15 protein-coding genes are annotated in these 17,701 nt (G+C 69.7%); 1 reads left to right on the forward strand and 14 read right to left on the reverse strand.

Going from position 1 to position 17,701, the window contains the following annotated elements; genetic code table 11:
* Positions 1-123: 123 nt before the first annotated feature.
* The 3 genes from ABZ420_RS00195 to ABZ420_RS00205 all read right to left on the reverse strand — a co-directional run bounded on the left by ABZ420_RS00195 (position 124) and on the right by ABZ420_RS00205 (position 2,526).
* Positions 124-1,131 (reverse strand): alpha/beta fold hydrolase, encoded by a 1,008-nt coding sequence (locus tag ABZ420_RS00195; RefSeq protein WP_357115495.1) that lies wholly within the window; start codon positions 1,129-1,131, stop codon positions 124-126.
* Between the two features lie 60 nt (positions 1,132-1,191).
* Complete coding sequence (locus ABZ420_RS00200) at positions 1,192-1,845, reverse strand: PadR family transcriptional regulator (protein ID WP_062973602.1); 654 nt, start codon at positions 1,843-1,845, stop codon at positions 1,192-1,194.
* Positions 1,846-1,947: 102 nt separating this feature from the next.
* Positions 1,948-2,526, reverse strand: a complete 579-nt coding sequence (locus ABZ420_RS00205; protein ID WP_357115498.1) for a TetR/AcrR family transcriptional regulator — start codon at positions 2,524-2,526, stop codon at positions 1,948-1,950.
* 73 nt (positions 2,527-2,599) lie between these two features.
* On the opposite strand from ABZ420_RS00205, the gene ABZ420_RS00210 reads away from it, so the two are divergent.
* Positions 2,600-3,442: an NAD(P)H-binding protein gene (locus ABZ420_RS00210; protein ID WP_357115501.1), complete on the forward strand. Its 843-nt coding sequence runs from the start codon at positions 2,600-2,602 to the stop codon at positions 3,440-3,442.
* A 33-nt stretch (positions 3,443-3,475) separates the two neighbouring features.
* Here the strand turns inward: ABZ420_RS00210 and ABZ420_RS00215 are convergent, their stop codons facing one another.
* The 11 genes from ABZ420_RS00215 to ABZ420_RS00265 form a co-directional block, all read right to left on the reverse strand.
* Positions 3,476-5,995, reverse strand: coding sequence for a primosomal protein N' (locus tag ABZ420_RS00215; protein WP_357116423.1), 2,520 nt, complete (start codon positions 5,993-5,995; stop codon positions 3,476-3,478).
* A gap of 83 nt (positions 5,996-6,078) precedes the next feature.
* A complete protein-coding gene (metK, locus tag ABZ420_RS00220; protein WP_357115504.1) occupies positions 6,079-7,290 on the reverse strand; it encodes a methionine adenosyltransferase in 1,212 nt (403 codons plus the stop codon).
* Between the two features lie 233 nt (positions 7,291-7,523).
* Complete coding sequence (coaBC, locus tag ABZ420_RS00225) at positions 7,524-8,747, reverse strand: bifunctional phosphopantothenoylcysteine decarboxylase/phosphopantothenate--cysteine ligase CoaBC (protein ID WP_062973598.1); 1,224 nt, start codon at positions 8,745-8,747, stop codon at positions 7,524-7,526.
* A gap of 44 nt (positions 8,748-8,791) precedes the next feature.
* Positions 8,792-9,073 (reverse strand): DNA-directed RNA polymerase subunit omega, encoded by a 282-nt coding sequence (gene rpoZ / locus ABZ420_RS00230; protein WP_280250368.1) that lies wholly within the window; start codon positions 9,071-9,073, stop codon positions 8,792-8,794.
* 26 nt (positions 9,074-9,099) lie between these two features.
* Positions 9,100-9,684, reverse strand: coding sequence for a guanylate kinase (gmk, locus tag ABZ420_RS00235; protein ID WP_062973597.1), 585 nt, complete (start codon positions 9,682-9,684; stop codon positions 9,100-9,102).
* Positions 9,685-9,692: 8 nt separating this feature from the next.
* Positions 9,693-10,013: an integration host factor, actinobacterial type gene (gene mihF, locus ABZ420_RS00240; RefSeq protein ID WP_028476708.1), complete on the reverse strand. Its 321-nt coding sequence runs from the start codon at positions 10,011-10,013 to the stop codon at positions 9,693-9,695.
* Positions 10,014-10,581: 568 nt separating this feature from the next.
* Positions 10,582-11,406: an orotidine-5'-phosphate decarboxylase gene (gene pyrF, locus ABZ420_RS00245; protein ID WP_357115508.1), complete on the reverse strand. Its 825-nt coding sequence runs from the start codon at positions 11,404-11,406 to the stop codon at positions 10,582-10,584.
* Positions 11,407-11,431: 25 nt separating this feature from the next.
* Complete coding sequence (carB, locus tag ABZ420_RS00250; protein ID WP_357115510.1) at positions 11,432-14,740, reverse strand: carbamoyl-phosphate synthase large subunit; 3,309 nt, start codon at positions 14,738-14,740, stop codon at positions 11,432-11,434.
* Positions 14,740-15,852: a glutamine-hydrolyzing carbamoyl-phosphate synthase small subunit gene (gene carA / locus ABZ420_RS00255; protein WP_040867561.1), complete on the reverse strand. Its 1,113-nt coding sequence runs from the start codon at positions 15,850-15,852 to the stop codon at positions 14,740-14,742. The genes carB and carA overlap by 1 nt, the downstream gene beginning before the upstream one ends.
* Positions 15,849-16,370 (reverse strand): transporter, encoded by a 522-nt coding sequence (locus ABZ420_RS00260; protein WP_357115513.1) that lies wholly within the window; start codon positions 16,368-16,370, stop codon positions 15,849-15,851. The genes carA and ABZ420_RS00260 overlap by 4 nt, the downstream gene beginning before the upstream one ends.
* A complete protein-coding gene (locus ABZ420_RS00265) occupies positions 16,370-17,698 on the reverse strand; it encodes a dihydroorotase (protein WP_357115516.1) in 1,329 nt (442 codons plus the stop codon). Before ABZ420_RS00265 ends, ABZ420_RS00260 begins: the two co-directional genes overlap by 1 nt.
* Positions 17,699-17,701 lie beyond the last annotated feature (3 nt).

Here is a 17,701-nt window from a genome sequence, read left to right on the forward strand (position 1 = left end):
TTGAAACAATGTTTGACCGGGCTTCCCTGCGCGATCCCGACCGGGCGACCAGCCCGCCTCATTGATGGTGAAGGCATTCGGTGCGGTCGGCACGGGCACACCGAAACGGCCCGCGCCGATTCCTCAGGAATTGCCCGCGATGATCACCTCGGGAATGCCGGTGCCGAGCGGGACCGGCCGGCACACCGGTGCAGGACTGCCCGGAGCCAGCACGGTGAGCAGCAACTCCTGCACGAACGGGTCGTACACCATGTGGAAGTGCCCGGTGAGATCGGCGGGACACAGGTCCTGCAGGGCGATGTTCCGCGCGCCGGGCCCGCGCAGCGCGATGTTCTCGAACGGCTGGATCATCTCGTCGACGCGGCTGCCGATGGTCACGTATCGCACCCCGGGCACCGTGTCGCCGCCCGCGTTGAGATCGAGCATGAGCGGCGACCCCTCGGCCTGCTGCACGGCGGCGAGCGAGGTCACCTGGGCGAACGCCTGCAAAGCGCCGGGGATCGCCTGGGCCACCGGCACCAGCCCGTACATCACACCGCCGTAGGTGGGCGACGCGAGGCCGACCCACTGACCGACCTTGGGCGCACCGCCCAGCTTGTTGACGTAGTACCGAGTGACATTGGCGCCCTGCGAGAATCCGACCAGATCGACCTCGGCCGCGCCGGTGGCCGCGAGCACCTGATCGACGAACTCGCCGATCTGATAGGCGCTGAGCACCAGATCCTCGGTACCGTAACTGTCCGCGCCGGGCTTGCCGCCGTAGTTCAGCGCGAACACGCAGAATCCTGCCGCGGTGAGGCGCGGCGCTATCCCCGACCAATCGGAATAGGCTGTGGAGTCGGTTCCGTGCGCGAGCACCAACGGATGGGGATGCCGGGCGCTAGGAACGCATCCGAAGTCGTTGGTGCCACTCGGGACCGCATTCGGATGGCTTTTCTGATACCACGCGGCGGCGAGGTGGTCGGACTGCGGCGGAGCGGGGTACGTCGGCACGTCGGGCGGGCGCAGGCCGGGCGGCTCGGCCGACGCCACGCCCGGGCCCAGCGCGGCCGCGCCGGCGACCACCAGGGCCAGCACGGCGCGACGCAAGTGTGAACTACCCCAAGCTTCCGCTCGACTCGACTGTCGCATCTCACAATGATCGCTCCGATCGGCTCGAAATGCGCGCGGTATCGGGGTGTTTCGCCTCCCCTACTTCTCGGGGGTCTCGTCCTCGGCGAGGATGCGGTAGAGGGACTTGCGGGTCTCGGTGAGCAACTCCGCCGCACGCGCCGCCTGCTGCGGGGTACCCGCTGCCGCGACCTGCGCGACCGCCCCCATCAGCTGCCCCACGAGTCCGCGCAGGTCCATCGCCTGGGCTCCGACGTCCTGCTGCACGTCCGCCCACGGATCGCCCAGCTCGTCCCGATGCGCGGCGACGTACTCGTTGCCGGTCTCGGTGAGCTTGGCGGTCTTGCGCCCGGCGACCTTCTCGATGAGGACAAGGCCCTCGTCCTCCAGCTGCGCGAGCGCGGGGTAGATCGAACCGGGGCTCGGCCTCCAGATGTCGTTGCTGCGCTCGCGGATCTGCTGGATGAGTTCGTAGCCGTGCATGGGCTGCTCGGCGAGCAGCAGCAGCACGGCGGCGCGTACGTCACCGCGCCTGCCACGACCGCCACGGCCGCGGCCGCGACCGAATTGCGGGCCGAAGCCAGGGCCGAAACCGGGACCGAATCCCGGCCCGAACTCGGGGCCGAAACCGTGGCGTCCACCGCGGCGGAAGCGCAGCCGGTGTTCGAAGCCCTCGGGCCCGGGCAGCGGCCCACGGCCACGTCGGCCGAATTCTCGATCTTCTCGGTATTCCATGTCAGCCTCCCAAGGCTCTCGTGTTTGTTTCATGCTATCGACGATATATCGGCAATGCATCGAACGCAAGGCCCGATTTCGAAACCGGGCCGGCATGGGAGATCAGCTCACCAGCGAGTCGATCCAGCGCGACAGCCGCGCGCCCTCGGTGACCATGAGTTCTGGATCGCGAAAGGTGTTGGTGAGCAACGAGATTCCTTGATATGCCGCGACATAGGCGATCGCGAGCTCCCCCGCGTCGGCGCGCCCCATCGCGACGAACTGCCGTTCGGCCCAATCCACCAGCACGCGCATCACATCGGCGGCCGCGGTGTCCAACCCGTCGCCGCGCTTGTCCAACTCCGACGACAAGGTGCCGAACGGGCAGCCGTATCGGACAGTCTGCTCACGATCGGCGACCCAACCCGCGATCAGGGCCTTCAGCCGCTCCGACGGCGTCTCGTGGCGGTCGCTCGCAGCGATCACGGCATCGAGAATGTGCGCGTGCGAGCCGATCGCCGCCTCGATGAGCTGGTCTTTCGTCTTGAAGTAGTAGTAGACGTTGCCAACCGGAACGTCGGCGGCGCGGGCGATGTCGGCGATCGTCGTCTTCTCCACGCCCTGCTGGTAGAACACCCGCACGGCCGCCTCGACCAGTCGTTGCCGCTTGCTCGGCCTCGTTTCCGTCACTGAGTCAGTCACACAACTAACTGTAGACAACGCGCCCGCGACCGGCTACGTTGTATTTAGTCAGTCAACTAACTAAGGAGAAACGATGATCGTGGTCACCGGAGCCACCGGGAATATCGGCGCGCCCCTCGTGCGCTCGCTGTCGGACGCGGGCGAGGAGGTGACAGCGGTCGCCCGCCATGCGGACCTCTCGCTGCCCGACGGCGTCCGGTCGGTTCGGGCCGACCTCGGCGAGCCGGAAAGCCTCTCCCCTGCCCTGTCGGGAGCCGACACCCTCTTTCTCCTGATCACCGGTGAGCAGTTGGTGGCTGGCCCCGAGCCCGAACAGGTGCTGAAAGTCGCCGCGGCCGGAGGCGTGCGGCGCGTCGTCTTCGTGTCGTCGCAGGGGGTAGCCACCCGCCCCGACGCGGCGGGCTATGCCCGGCTCGTCGCCTACGAGCAGGCGATCATGGACTCCGGCCTGGCCTGGACCTTCCTGCGACCGGCCGGGTTCTTCTCCAATACCTACGCGTGGGCGGATTCCGTGCGCACGCAGCGTATGGTCGCCGCGCCGTTCGGGGATATCGGCCTGCCCTCGATCGATCCGGCCGATATCGCCGCCGTCGCGGCGGCGGCATTGCGCGACGAACGGCACGCCGGACAGGTCTACACCCTGACCGGACCCGAACTCGCCACACCGCGAGCCCAGGCCGAGGCACTCGGTGCGGCGCTGGGCGAGCCGCTCGGATTCATCGAGTTGACTCGGGCGCAAGCCCATTCGGCGATGCTCGACTTCATGCCCGAACCGGTGGTCGAGCACACACTGACGATCCTCGGCGAACCGACACCCGCCGAACAGCTGATCAGCCCCGATGTGCCGCGTGTGCTGGGGCGGCCCGCCGCGAAGTACGCCGAGTGGGCGGTTCGCAATCGGGCGGCCTTCGCCTGACACGCCCGGCAGGGCGGATGGCCGGTGGCTTCGTCAGCCGATGTCGACCGGGTCGATCTGCACGCGAAGGGGGGCGTCGGAGCGGTGCGTGCTGCGGATCGCCTGGGCCGCGCGCAACGCAGCAGCGAGCGCCGCTCCGGAGCGGCGCTCGACCCGCAGCAGCAAACGTTCGACTTCGGCGGGCGAATCCTCGGCGGAGAAGGGCTTGCGAGCGCCGTCCGGCAGCGGCACCGGGCCGAGGCGGTCGACCGTCGCGGGCAGATCCGCCGCCGAGAGCAGTTCGGCGATGCTCTCGGCGGTGCCGTCGATCGCGGCGAGCCGGACCGCGGGCGGGAAGCCGACCTCGGCCCGGGCCGCGACCTCCGCACGCGCCGCGCCCACCGGGTCCCACCGGACCAGCGCCTGCACGGTGGGGATCGAAGGTTCGGCCACGACGATGACCTGGCCGTGCGCGCGGACCAGCGTCGCGGCGGCCATCCAGCGGCGCAGTGCGTCCTCGGCGGACCGCAGGTCGGCGCGGCCGAGCAAGGCCCAGCCGTCGAGCAACAGTGCGACGCCGTACCCGCCGGGGACCAAGGGTTCGGCGCCGACCGTGGCGACGACCACTTGCGGGCCCGGCTCCACGGTATCGACCACGGCACCGCCCCCGGAGCCACGGATCGGCACGCCGGGAAAGGCGCGGCCGAGTTCCTCCGCCGTACGTGCCGCCCCGATCACCACGGCCCGCAGCGCGCGCGAGCCGCAGGTGGTGCACCGGAACGCCGCCTCGGTGATCCCGCACCAACGGCAAGCGGGGCTGTGCGCGGCGGCGGCGCTATCCGCTGCCGATCCGCGGGTCTCCGGCAGCGCGAGCGGGCCGTTGCAGTGCCTGCATCGGGCCGGAGTGCGGCACTTCCCGCAGGCCAGCGCGGGAATGTACCCGCGGCGTGGCACCTGCACCAGCACCGGCGCCCCCTCCTTCAGCGCGGAACGGGCGGCCGCGAAGGCGACGCCGGGAATCCGGACGGCACGAGCGACCGGATCGCGCTCCAGGGCGAGGTCGCTGTCACCGGGGGCGCTGATCCGCGGCGCGGCCTTGCGCAGTACCGCGCGATCGGCGACCAGATCGTGCGCCCAGCCGGAATCGACCACCGCTTGGATCTCCGCGGTCCGCGCGAAACCCGCCGCGACGAATGCCGCACCGGTCTCGTGCGCCCGCAACATCGCCACCTCACGCGTGTGCGGATACGGTGCGCGTGGTTCGGCGTAGGTGTCGTCGCCGTCGTCCCACAGCGCGATCAGCCCGAGGTTCGCCGCCGGTGCGAACACCGCGCTGCGTGTGCCGACCACAACCCGCGCCGAACCGCGCAGCACCGCCAGCCAACGCCGGTAGCGGGCCGCGGGCCCGAGACCGGCGGCCAGCCCGACGGCCGAATCCCCCACCAGACCAGCGCATTCCGCCAGCACTCGGTCGAGGTCACGTTGGTCCGGGACCATGAGGATCGCGCTGCGCCCCTGCTGGGCCACCAAGGCGGCGAGCTCCGCCAGCCGGCGCGGCCAGTCCTCACCGGGCAGCGCCTGCCAAGCCGCCCGGGCCCCTTTTCCTTGTGCGAGCGCACCGACGAATGCCGGGCCGTGCACATAACGCTCCCAGGCGGCGAGGTCGACGGCCGAAAGTTCCGGCGATACCGCCTCCTGGTTCGTGGCGCCGCCGTGAGGCTCCGCGCTCTGCCCGACACCGATTCGCTCCTCGCCCGAATATGGTTCAAGCGGCTTCGAGGACCCGCCGGTGGCCGCCTCCGAGGACGGCGCCTGTCGCACGGCCACTGCGCTCCGCCCGACACCGATTCGTCCCTCGCCTGAAGGCGGTTCAAGCGGCTTCGAAGACCCGCCGGTGCCCGCCTCTGGCCGGTGCTCCTGTTGCGCGGTGCCCATGCTCACGGCGCCGGGATCATCATCCGATCCTGTAGCCGTGACGGGTTCGGTGTCCACCCCCGGGGCTGCGTGGCCCGCGACCGCCGAATCGGCTTGCGGTACTGCTGGATCCGAGGAGTGCGAACCGGGGAGCGCCTCTGCGGGAGCGGAGTTCATGGCTGACCGCACGGAATCCGTTGCCGTGCAGGGTTCTCCGTCTTCGACGGAACTCGCGGACGCACGGGGTTTCGCCGCGGCAGCAGGAGCCGTGGGCCCGACGGAATCAATCTGTGCCCCAACGGACTTCTTCGCACCACCGGTCTCGGTGCGGGCGTGGCGCGGTGGAATGGCCAGCCGCAGGACGTCGGCGCGCGTGCCCGCGTAACGGGCCGCCACTGCGCCGACCAGCTCCAGGATTTCCGGCGTCAGCACGCGTTCGCCGGAGACGACACGCTCGAGTTCGACCAGCTTGCCGACGTGATCGCTGTGCGCGGAGCGCGCGAGAAGGTAACCGTCGACCAACCGTCCGGCGAAACGAACGCGCACCCGGACCCCCGGCTGGGCGATCTCGTCCAGCTCGGGGGGCACCAGGTAGTCGAAGTCGCGGTCGAGATGCGCGGGCGACAGCAGTGGGAGCACCCGGGCGATCGGCAGCTCCACGCCCGCGGGACCCGCGGCCGGACGGTCCGCCTCGGTGGCGGGGGTGCCCGCCGCGGGTGCGTTCACTCGGACCTGATCGGAGGTCAGAGTCCGATGGCCGCGCGCAGCTTGTCCGCGCGGTCGGTGTGCTCCCACGGCAGGTCGACGTCGGTGCGGCCGAAGTGGCCGTACGCGGCGGTCGGCGCGTAGATCGGGCGCAGCAGGTCGAGGTCGCGGATGATCGCGCCGGGGCGCAGGTCGAAGACCTCGGTGATCGCGGTGGAGATGCGCGCCGGGTCGACCTTCTCGGTACCGAAGGTCTCGACGAACAAGCCGACCGGAGCCGCCTTGCCGATCGCGTAGGCCACCTGGACCTCGACCCGATCGGCCAGATCGGCCGCGACCACGTTCTTCGCGACCCAGCGCATGGCGTAGGCGGCCGAGCGGTCGACCTTGGACGGGTCCTTGCCGGAGAAGGCGCCACCACCGTGGCGGGCCATGCCGCCGTAGGTGTCGACGATGATCTTGCGGCCGGTCAGGCCCGCGTCGCCCATCGGACCACCGAGCACGAACTTGCCGGTGGGGTTGACCAGCAGGCGGACGTTCGAGGTGTCCAGCGAGGGCACCTCCAGGTCGGCGAGCACCGCTTCGAGGACCTTCTCGCGGATGTCGGGCGCGAGCAGGTTGTCCAGGTCGATGTCGGCGGCGTGCTGGGTGGATACGACCACCGTGTCCAGGCGGACCGGGCGATCGCCGTCGTACTCGATGGTGACCTGGGTCTTGCCGTCCGGACGCAGGTAGGGCAGCACGCCGGACTTGCGCACCTCGGTCAAGCGGCGCGACAACCGGTGCGCGAGCGCGATCGGCAGCGGCATCAGCTCGGGAGTGTCCTTGGTGGCGTAACCGAACATCAAGCCCTGATCGCCCGCGCCCTGCCGCTCGATCTCGTCGTCGGAGCCGCCGACCCGGGCCTCGTGCGAGGTGTCCACACCTTGGGCGATATCCGGCGACTGCGCGCCGATCGCGATATTCACACCGCAGGAATTTCCGTCGAATCCCTTCGCGGACGAGTCATATCCGATTTCCAGGACCTTTTCCCGGACAATACGGGGAATATCGGCGTACGCCGACGTGGTGACCTCACCCGCGACATGGACCTGGCCGGTCGTCACGAGGGTTTCCACCGCGACCCGGCTGCGCGGATCCTCCGCGAGCAACGCGTCGAGAATGGAATCGCTGATGGCATCACAGATTTTGTCCGGATGACCTTCGGTCACGGACTCACTGGTGAAAAGCCGGCTCCCGGACGTGCGCACAGTTGTTCCCTCTCCCTCAACGGGTTACTCGTATCGGCTTGCGACAGTAACGCCATGTCGCGCCTGCGCAACCCTTACATTCCAGACTATTCCAAATCACCGACAGGGCGGACCTCAACTACAAAGCCGCCCCGGACTGCTGAATTCCCGGTGTCCCGGCGATGCCGAAAGAATGACGACGCCGCGAACGAACGACGGATCGGATGGCAATCCCGGCAGGCCCGCCACCCGGCTCAGCGCAGCAACCCACTCAGCGCGTCGAGCACACGGCTGGCCAGCAATGCCTTCGAACCGTGGTCGAGCGCCTGCTCGGTGCCGTCCGCGCCGAGCAGCCAGCCGTCGTTGGTGTCCACCTCGAACGCTTTGCCCTCACCGACCGCGTTGACCACGAGCAGGTCGCAGCCCTTGCGGGCGAGCTTGGCCCGCGCGTGGGTGAGGACGTCGCCGTGCTCGTCACCGGTCTCGGCGGCGAAGCCGACGATCGCGGTACCGGGCAACTGCCCGTCGCGGCGCGCCTGCACCAGTCCGGCGAGGATGTCGTCGGTCTTGGTCAGCGGAATGACGTCGGGCTCGCCCGCGCCCTTCTTGATCTTGGCGGCGGCGACGTTGGTCGGCCGGAAATCGGCGACCGCCGCGGCCATGATCACCGCGTCGGCGCCGGCGGCGTGCTTGTCGACGGCGGTCTTCAGCTGTTCGGCGGTGGTGATGTGCACCAGGTCGACGGCGGCCGGTGCCGCCATCTCGATCGTGTTGCCCGCGATCAGGGTGACGTGGGCGCCGCGCTGGGCCGCGACCCTCGCGAGCGCGTAGCCCTGTTTGCCGGAGCTGCGATTGCCGAGGAAACGCACCGGATCCAGCGGTTCCCTGGTGCCGCCCGCCGTGATGACGACCCGGCGGCCCTCCAGATCCCGCGGGATAGCGTCGGCGCGCTCCATGAGCAGCGACGCGAGGCCGAAGATCTCCTCGGGCTCGGGCAGCCGTCCGGGACCGGTGTCTGCGCCGGTGAGCCGCCCCGCCGCGGGCTCCATGACGATCGCACCGTGGGCGCGCAGCGTCGCGACATTGGCGACGGTCGCCGGATGCTCCCACATCTCGGTGTGCATCGCGGGCGCGAACAAGATCGGACATCGGGCCGTCAGCAGCGTGGCGGTGAGCAGGTCGTCGGCGCGGCCGGAGGCGGCGCGGGCCATGAGGTCGGCGGTCGCCGGGGCGATGACCACCAGGTCCGCCTCCTGGCCCAGCCGAACATGCGGGACCTCGGGTACGTCGGAGAACACACCGGTGTGCACCGGGTTCCCGGACAGTGCTTCGAAGGTCGCCTTGCCGACGAACTCCAGCGCCGAGTGGGTGGGGATCACCCGGACGTCGTGTCCGGTCTCGGTGAACCGCCGGACCAGAGAGCACGCCTTGTAGGCGGCGATCCCTCCGGCTACGCCGACGACGATCCTTGTGGTCACTACGCCTCCGGCCTAGTCGTGGTCACGGGCGAACGCGGTTCGCCTCACTCGCCTTCGGAGTGCTCGAGCAGGTCGGAGTGGATCTCACGCAGCGCGACCGACAGCGGCTTCTCCTGCAGACCCGGCTCGACCAGCGGGCCGACGTACTCGAGGATGCCGTCGCCGAGCTGGTTGTAGTAGTCGTTGATCTGCCGGGCCCGCTTGGCCGCGTAGATGACCAGGGCGTACTTGGACGACGTGCGCTCCAGCAACTCGTCGATCGGCGGGTTGGTCAGGCCGATCGGGGTGTCGTAGGCGGGCGCGGTCTTGGTGTCCGTACTGCTCACTAGGGGGACTCCTGGTGTTTGGGAGGTCACGAACTCGAATTTGTGCTAACGAACAACGATACCAACTGCTCACAGGCGCTGGTCACCTCGTCGTTCACGATAACGATGTCGAACTCGTCACAGGCGGCCAGCTCGATCCTGGCCGTTTCCAGGCGGCGCTCGATCACCTCGGGCGACTCTGTGCCGCGCGAGGTCAGCCGCGCCACCAGTTCGTCCCAGCTCGGCGGGGCCAAGAAGACCAGGATCGCTTCCGGGATGGCCCGGCGCACCGACCGCGCGCCCTCGAGATCCACTTCGACCAGGACCGGAAGGCCCTCAGCCAGAGCGGCGCGGACCGGCCCGGCGGGGGTGCCCGACCGCTGCAACCCGCCGTGTATGTCGGCCCACTCGAGCAGTTCGTCCGCCTCGATCATCGCGTCGAACTCCGCACGGGAGACGAAGCGGTAGTCGAGGCCGTCGACCTCCCCGGGCCGCGGGGCCCGGGTCGTTGCCGACACGCTGAAGACCAGGTCGGGCAGTCGTTCGCGGACGCAGCGGACCACGGTGGACTTGCCCACGGCCGAGGGGCCGACCAGTACTACCAGTCGACCCTTCCGCGTGTGTTCGATCACCCTCGTCGTCAGGCGTCGAAGTCGAACCGGGCGAGCAGCGCCTTGCGCTGCCGGTCGCCGAGTCCGCGCAGCCGCCGGGTGGGGGCGATCTCCAGCTCGCTCATGATTTCCGCCGCCTTGACCTTGCCCACCTTCGGCAGGGCCTCCAGCAGCGCCGACACCTTCATCTTGCCGAGAATCTCATCGGTCTCGGCATCGGTGAGGACCTGCTTCAGGTTGGTGCCGCCACGCTTCAAGCGCTCCTTGAGCTCCGCCCGAGCGCGGCGAGCGGCAGCCGCCTTCTCCAAAGCAGCGGCGCGCTGCTCGTCAGTCAGCTGGGGAAGGGCCACGGTTCCTCCGTCTCATCGTTCATTGCATCAACTCCTGCCGGTAACCCAGCAGTCTCAGCGACCGTACCCACGACGTCCGCCGATTGCGAACCCACCCCCCAGGTCAGCGCATGATTCCGGATACCGACGACACCAGGGGGGTGCATCGCCCGACCCGCCCGCGCCACCACGCGGAGCGCGCTGCGGGATTCGCGAAACACGCCGCCAGCAGGGCGTTTTCGACAAACCGAGTGGTTTGCGGGAGGGTTGCGGTAGCGCAGCGCATCGTTCCAGCAACCCCTCACACGCCCTACCAGGAACTTTCTGGAAATTTTCCGCGTGTCGCGAGTTCTTCCCGCGTGTCGGGCGTCACATCAGAGACATTCGGCCCGCTCGGCGCGGCATCCGGTGCCGGTTCGCGGCCCTGTACGCCGGTCCAGCAGGCAGGTGCGCAGCCGGGCACCGATGAGCGCCGAAATCGGCGCAGGAGAGCGCACAGGCACCGGTAAGGCCGCGTGTGTGCGTACAGCTGCACGCGCACGGGCCTCGGAAAGACCGAAGGCCGGCGCGGGTGCGCCGGCCTTCGTGGTCATTTCTGCAGAAACGCGAACGCGTCCTGGAGTTCGTGCACCCTGGCACGCAGTGCCGGGACGTCGGGGCCCGCTCGCAGCAGCTCGCGCGAGACGTTCGGGAGGACGGCCCCGAGCATCGGCTCGGGGACCAGCTCGCGGATCGTGTCCGGGCCGCCGCCCTGAGCGCCCACCCCTGGCATCAGGATCGGACCGTTGAGCGCGGACAGGTCCGGCGCCTCGCGCAGCGTGGCGCCGACCACCACGCCCACCGAACCGAACTCGCTGCCCGCGTTGCGGGCCGCGGCTTCGTCGACCATCGTCTGCGCGACCGTGCGGCCGTCCGCCCCGACCGCCCGCTGCACCTGCGCTCCCTCGGGATTCGATGTCGCCGCGAGCACGAAGACGCCGCGGCGGTTGGCCTCGGCGAGGGTCAGCGCGGGCGCCAGCGAACCGAATCCGAGGAACGGCGAGGCCGTCACCGCGTCGGACGCGAGCGGACCGTCGGCCAGCCAGGTCCGCGCATAGGCGTCCATGGTGGACCCGATGTCGCCGCGTTTGGCGTCGGCGAGCACCAACGTGCCCGAGGCGCGCAACACCTCGATCGCGCGCTCCAGCACGGCGATACCGCCGGAGCCGTAGGCCTCGAAGAACGCGACCTGCGGCTTGACCAGCGCGACCAGACCGTCGAAGGCCTCGACGCAGATCTCGGCGAAGCGCTCGAGGCCCTCGACGTCCTCGGGGAGGTCCCAGGACCGCAGCAGTTGCGGGTGCGGGTCGATCCCGACGCAGACGGGCCCGAAGTCCCGCATCGCGTGCCGCAAGCGCTCGCCGAAGGTCTTCATCTCGCCCGCTCCGTCCGGTCGCGGCTCACCCACGCAGCACCGAGTGCAGTTCCTGCAGGGACCGCACACCGATGCCGCCGTTGATGCTGGCCTCGATGCCCTGCACCGCGGCTGCCGCACCCTGCACGGTGGTGATGCACGGGATGTTCACCCCGACCGCCGCGCTGCGGATCTCGTAGCCGTCCACGCGGGGCCCGGAGTTGCCGTAGGGGGTGTTGAACACCATGTCGACCTCACCGTCGCGGATCTGCTCCACGATCGTAGGCTGGTCGTCCGGACCCACCTCGGAGTGCTTGCGCACCTGCTCGCACGGAATCCCGTTGCGGCGCAGCATCTCCGCCGTGCCCTCGGTGGCGAGGATGCGGAAACCGAGATCGTGCAGGCGCTTCACCGGGAAGACCATCGCGCGCTTGTCCCGGTTGGCGATCGAGACGAACACGGTGCCCTCGGTGGGCAGCGATCCGTAGGCGGCGGTCTGGCTCTTGGCGAAGGCGGTGCCGAAATCGGCGTCGATGCCCATCACCTCGCCGGTGGACTTCATCTCCGGCGACAGCAGCGAATCCACGCCGCTGCCGTCGGCGCGCCGGAAGCGGTGGAACGGCAGCACGGCCTCCTTGACCGCGACCGGAGCGTCCAGCGCGACGTGCCCGCCGTCGCCTTCGCTCGGCAGCATGCCCTCCTTGCGGAGTTCGGCGATGGTGGCGCCGAGCATGATCCGTGCGGCGGCCTTGGCCAGCGGCACGGCGGTCGCCTTGGACACGAACGGAACGGTCCGGCTCGCCCGCGGGTTGGCCTCCAGGACGTAGAGCACGTCGTCCTTGAGCGCGTACTGCACGTTGAGCAGGCCGCGGACGCCGATGCCCTTGGCCAGCGCGATCGTGGAGCGGCGCACCGCCTCGATGTCGCTGCGGCCCAGCGTGATCGGGGGAAGCGCGCAGGCCGAGTCGCCGGAGTGGATGCCCGCCTCCTCGATGTGCTCCATCACACCGCCGAGGTAGACCTCCTCGCCGTCGCACAGCGCGTCGACGTCGATCTCGATCGCGTCCTCCAGGAACCGGTCGACCAGCACCGGGTGCTCCGGGCTGAGCGCGGTCGCGCGGGAGATGTAGCCCTCCAGGGACTTCTCGTCGTACACGATCTCCATGCCGCGGCCGCCGAGCACATACGACGGGCGCACCAACACCGGGTATCCGATCTCCGCGGCGATCTTGCTGGCCTGCGTGAACGTGGTGGCGGTGCCGTACTTCGGCGCGGGCAGCCCGGCCGCGACCAGCACGTCGCCGAACTCGCCGCGGTCCTCGGCCAGGTCGATGGCGGCCGCGCTGGTGCCGACCACCGGTACACCCGCCTCGGTGAGGCGCTGCGCCAGTCCGAGCGGCGTCTGTCCGCCCAGCTGCACGATGACGCCCGCGACGGTGCCCGACTCGCACTCGGCGTGGTAGATCTCGAGCACGTCCTCGAAGGTCAGCGGCTCGAAGTAGAGACGATCGGCGGTGTCGTAGTCGGTGGAGACGGTCTCGGGGTTGCAGTTGACCATCACCGTCTCGTACCCGGCCTGCGACAGCGTCTGCGCCGCGTGCACGCACGAGTAGTCGAACTCGATGCCCTGGCCGATCCGGTTCGGTCCGGAACCGAGGATGATCACCTTCTGGCGCTCGGGCTGCGGCGCCACCTCGGATTCGGCGGCGGGATCGAGTTCGTAGGCCGAGTAGTGGTACGGCGTCTTGGCCTCGAACTCGGCGGCGCAGGTGTCGACGGTCTTGAAGACCGGGCGGATACCGAGCCGGTGCCGCAGGGCGCGCACGCCGGTCTCCCCCGCCAGCTCGGGCCGCAGCGCGGCCAGCTGACGATCGGACAGGCCGTAGTGCTTGGCCCGGCGCAGCAGCGGCTCGTCCAGCACGGGCGCGTCGAGGATCTCCCGGCGCAGCTCGACCAAGCCCGCCACTTCCGCGACGAACCACGGGTCGATGCCCGAGGCGGCGGCGACGTCCTCGATGCTCGCGCCCAGGCGCAGCGCCCGCTCGACCTGGTAGATGCGCCCCTCGGTGGGCGTGCGCAGATCCTCCAGGATCGCTTCGACGTCGGTCCACGCGCCGTCGTCCTGGGTCCAGAAGCCAGCGGCCTTGGTCTCCAGCGAACGCAGCACCTTACCCAGCGACTCGGCGAAGTTGCGGCCGAGCGACATCGCCTCGCCGACGGACTTCATCGTGGTGGTCAGCGTGCCGTCGGCGCCGGGGAACTTCTCGAACGCGAACCGCGGCGCCTTGACGACCACGTAGTCGAGGGTCGGCTCGAAACAGGCCGGCGTCTCTTTGGTGATGTCGTTGACGATCTCGTCGAGCGTGTACCCGATGGCCAGTTTGGCGGCGATCTTCGCGATCGGGAAGCCCGTCGCCTTCGACGCCAGCGCGGACGAGCGCGAGACGCGCGGGTTCATCTCGATGACGATCAGGCGGCCGTCGCTCGGGTTGACCGCGAACTGGATGTTGCAGCCGCCGGTGTCCACGCCGACCTCGCGCAGGATCGCGATGCCGAGATCACGCAGCTTCTGGTACTCGCGGTCGGTGAGCGTCATCGCGGGGGCGACGGTCATCGAGTCGCCGGTGTGCACGCCCATCGGGTCGACGTTCTCGATCGAGCAGACCACCACGACGTTGTCGCGGCCGTCGCGCATCAGCTCGAGCTCGTATTCCTTCCAGCCGAGAATGGACTCCTCGATGAGGACGTTCGCGGTGGGCGAGGCGGCCAGGCCGCCGCCGGCGATGCGATCGAGATCCGCCTCGTTGTAGGCCATGCCCGACCCGAGGCCGCCCATGGTGAACGACGGGCGCACCACCACCGGGTAGCCGAGCTCGGCGACCGTCTCGCGGGCCTCGTCCATGGTGAAGCAGACCCGCGAGCGGGCGCTCTCGCCGCCCACCTTCGCCACGATGTCCTTGAACTTCTGCCGGTCCTCACCGCGCTGGATGGCGTCGAAGTCGGCGCCGATCAGCTCCACGCCGTACTTCTCCAGCACCCCGCGCTCGTGCAGTGCGACCGCGGTGTTCAGCGCGGTCTGGCCGCCCAGGGTGGCCAGGATGGCGTCGGGGCGCTCCTTCTCGATGACCTTTTCCACGAACTCCGGCGTGATCGGCTCCACGTAGGTGGCGTCGGCGAACTCCGGGTCGGTCATGATCGTCGCCGGGTTCGAGTTGACCAGCGACACCCGCAGGCCCTCGGCCCGCAGCACCCGGCACGCTTGCGTGCCGGAGTAGTCGAATTCGCACGCCTGGCCGATGACGATCGGGCCAGAACCGATCACCAGGATGTGCTCGAGATCCTCGCGGCGAGGCATCAGGCTCCTTCCATGAGACCGGCGAAACGGTCGAACAGATATGCGGCGTCGTGGGGTCCGGCGGCGGCCTCCGGGTGGTACTGCACGGAGAAGGCGCGGCCGTCGACCAGCCGGACGCCTTCGACCGTGCCGTCGTTCGCGCAGACGTGACTCACCTCGGCCGTGCCGAAGGGGGTGTCGAACCGCTCGCCCCGCTCACCCTCCAGCGCGAACCCGTGGTTCTGCGCCGTGATCGAGATCCGGCCGGTCTCGTGCTCGACCACCGGGATGTTGATGCCCCGGTGACCGAACTTCATCTTGTAGGTGCCCCGGCCGAGCGCGCGGCCGAGGATCTGGTTGCCGAAGCAGATGCCGAACAGCGGCAGGCCCGCGCCCAGTACCCCGCGGGTCAGCTCGACCGCGGTGTCGGCGGTGGCCGGATCGCCCGGACCGTTGGACAGGAAGACCCCGTCCGGCTTCAGTTCGAGGATCTGATCCAGCGTGGTGGACGACGACACCACGTGCACCCGCATGCCGCGCTGCGCGAACATGCGCGGGGTATTGGTCTTGATCCCCAGGTCGACCGCCACGACCGTGCGCCGGTGCTCCCCGTCGGGCTCGATCGTGTAGAGCGCGTCGGTGGTCACCTCGCCCGCGAGGTCGGCGCCCAGCATGGACGGCTGCCCGGTCACCCGGGCCACCAGCTCGTCGGGGGCGGCGAGCGCGTCACCGGAGAAGATGCCCGCCTTCATCGAACCGCGGGTGCGCAGGTGCCGCACCAGCGCGCGGGTGTCGATGCCCGCGATGCCGACGATCCGCTGCCGCTCCAGTTCGTCCGGCAGCGTCGTGGTGGCACGCCAGTTGGACGCGCGCCGCGCGGGGTCGCGCACCGCGTACCCGGCGACCCAGATCTTGGTGGACTCGTCGTCCTCGTCGTTCCAGCCGGTGTTGCCGATCTGCGGCGCGGTGGCCACCACGATCTGCCGGTGGTAGGACGGGTCGGTGAGGGTCTCCTGGTACCCGGTCATCGCGGTGCAGAACACCGCCTCACCGAGCGTCTGGCCCACGGCGCCGTAGGCCCGGCCGCGAAACACCCGGCCGTCCTCCAGCACGAATGCCGCTTCTCCTGTCATCCCTCGTCATCTCCCGTCATCGTCCCGCTCTGATCCGCCACAGGAAGCCGGCGCCAAGCCGGGTAGACCGACTTGTCGTCGCCGCGGAAACCCGTATCGATCTCGGTTCCGGTCGGCAGCTTCCAGCGAATGACCAGCACACCATCTTCCGTCATCACTTTGCCCGCATGGCCGCGTTCGGTGCGCACCGCCGTGATGGATTCCTGCGGAATCCAGATCACCGCCGCGCCGTCGCGCTCGAGCAGAATCCCCCGTTCGAACCGCGTGAGTTCCGCGGTAGCCCGGAAACCCAGGTCGCCCACCGTGATCCGGTCCTGCCAGCTGGGCGCGATCGTGCTGCCCAGGTACAGGCCGGTGGTCGGCTCCAGCACCTGCGCGCCGAGCTCCGCAGGCACGGCGGGCAGCGCGCCGATGCGCTCCGCCTGACGTGCCGCGCGGTTGCGCCACCCCCGGTACATCAGCCAGAGGCAGACCGCGAACAGGATAAGCAGCCCGGCGACCCAGAGCGTTCTCTCCACTACGAACCTCCTCGAAGAGCTGCGCCCAGCGCCTTGCCGTCGCGGGCGGTGACCCGGCCGCGCAGCAGCGTCGCGGTCACCCGCGCCGGGAAGGTCATCGCCTCGAACGGCGTGTTGTTCGAGATACTGGCCAGTTCCTTGCCGCGCACCGTCCAGCTCGCCTTCGGGTCGACCAGCGTCAAGTTCGCCGGCTCACCGACCTCGAGCGGCCTCCCGTGCTCGTCCAGACCCACGATCGCGGCCGGGCGCTCGCTCATCACGCGGGCGACGCCGCGCCAGTCCAGCAGCCCCGGCTCGACCATGGTCTGCACGATGATCGAGAGGGCCGTCTCCAGTCCCAGCATGCCGGGCCGGGCAGCGGCGAACTCGCAGCACTTGTCCTGCTCGGCGTGCGGAGCGTGATCGGTGGCGACGCAGTCGATGATGCCCTCGGCCAGCGCCTGCCGCAGCGCGGCGGCGTCGGACGCCTCGCGCAGCGGTGGGTTGACCTTGTTGACCGCGTCGTAGGTCTCCAGCCGGGAGTCGTCCAGCAGCAGGTGGTGCGGGGTGACCTCGGCCGTGATGGAGATGCCCTGGGACTTCGCCCACCGCACCAGTTCCACGGTGCCCGCGGTGGAGGCGTGGCAGATGTGCACCCGGGCGCCTGCGTCCCGTGCCAGCAGGGCGTCGCGCGCGACGATGGACTCCTCCGCCGCGCGTGGCCAGCCCGCCAACCCGAGCCGGGCCGCGGTCGGTCCCTCGTGCGCGATGGCGCCCTGGGTCAGCCTCGGCTCCTCCGCGTGCTGGGCGATCAGCACCCCGAGCGAATTCGCGTACTCCAGGGCGCGGCGCATGATCAGCGGGTCGTAGACACAATGGCCGTCGTCGGAGAACATGCGCACCGCGCCGACACCCGCGGCCATCGTCCCCATCTCGGCGAGCTGCTTGCCCTCCAAGCCGACGGTGACCGCGCCGACTGGATACACGTCGACCAGGCCCACCTCCCGGCCGCGCCGCCATACGTGGTCGGTCACGACCACCGAGTCGGCGACCGGAGCGGTATTGGCCATCGCGAACACCGCGGTGTAGCCGCCGAGCGCGGCGGCGGCGGATCCGGATTCGATGGTCTCCGTGTCCTCGCGGCCCGGCTCACGCAGATGGGTGTGCAGGTCGACGAAGCCGGGCAGCAGAACCTGCCCCCGCGCGTCGATGATCTCGGCGTCGACCGCGTCCAGCTCGGTGCCGATCCGGCGGATCTCCCCATCGGCGACGAGCACGTCGACCGGTTCGCCTTCGCCGTACAGCAACGCACCCTTGATCAAGACGGCGGTGTCGTTGTTTCCGCTCATGCT

Origin of the sequence: Nocardia sp. NPDC005745, assembly GCF_040630775.1 — a bacterium.
Taxonomy (GTDB): Bacteria; Actinomycetota; Actinomycetes; order Mycobacteriales; family Mycobacteriaceae; genus Nocardia.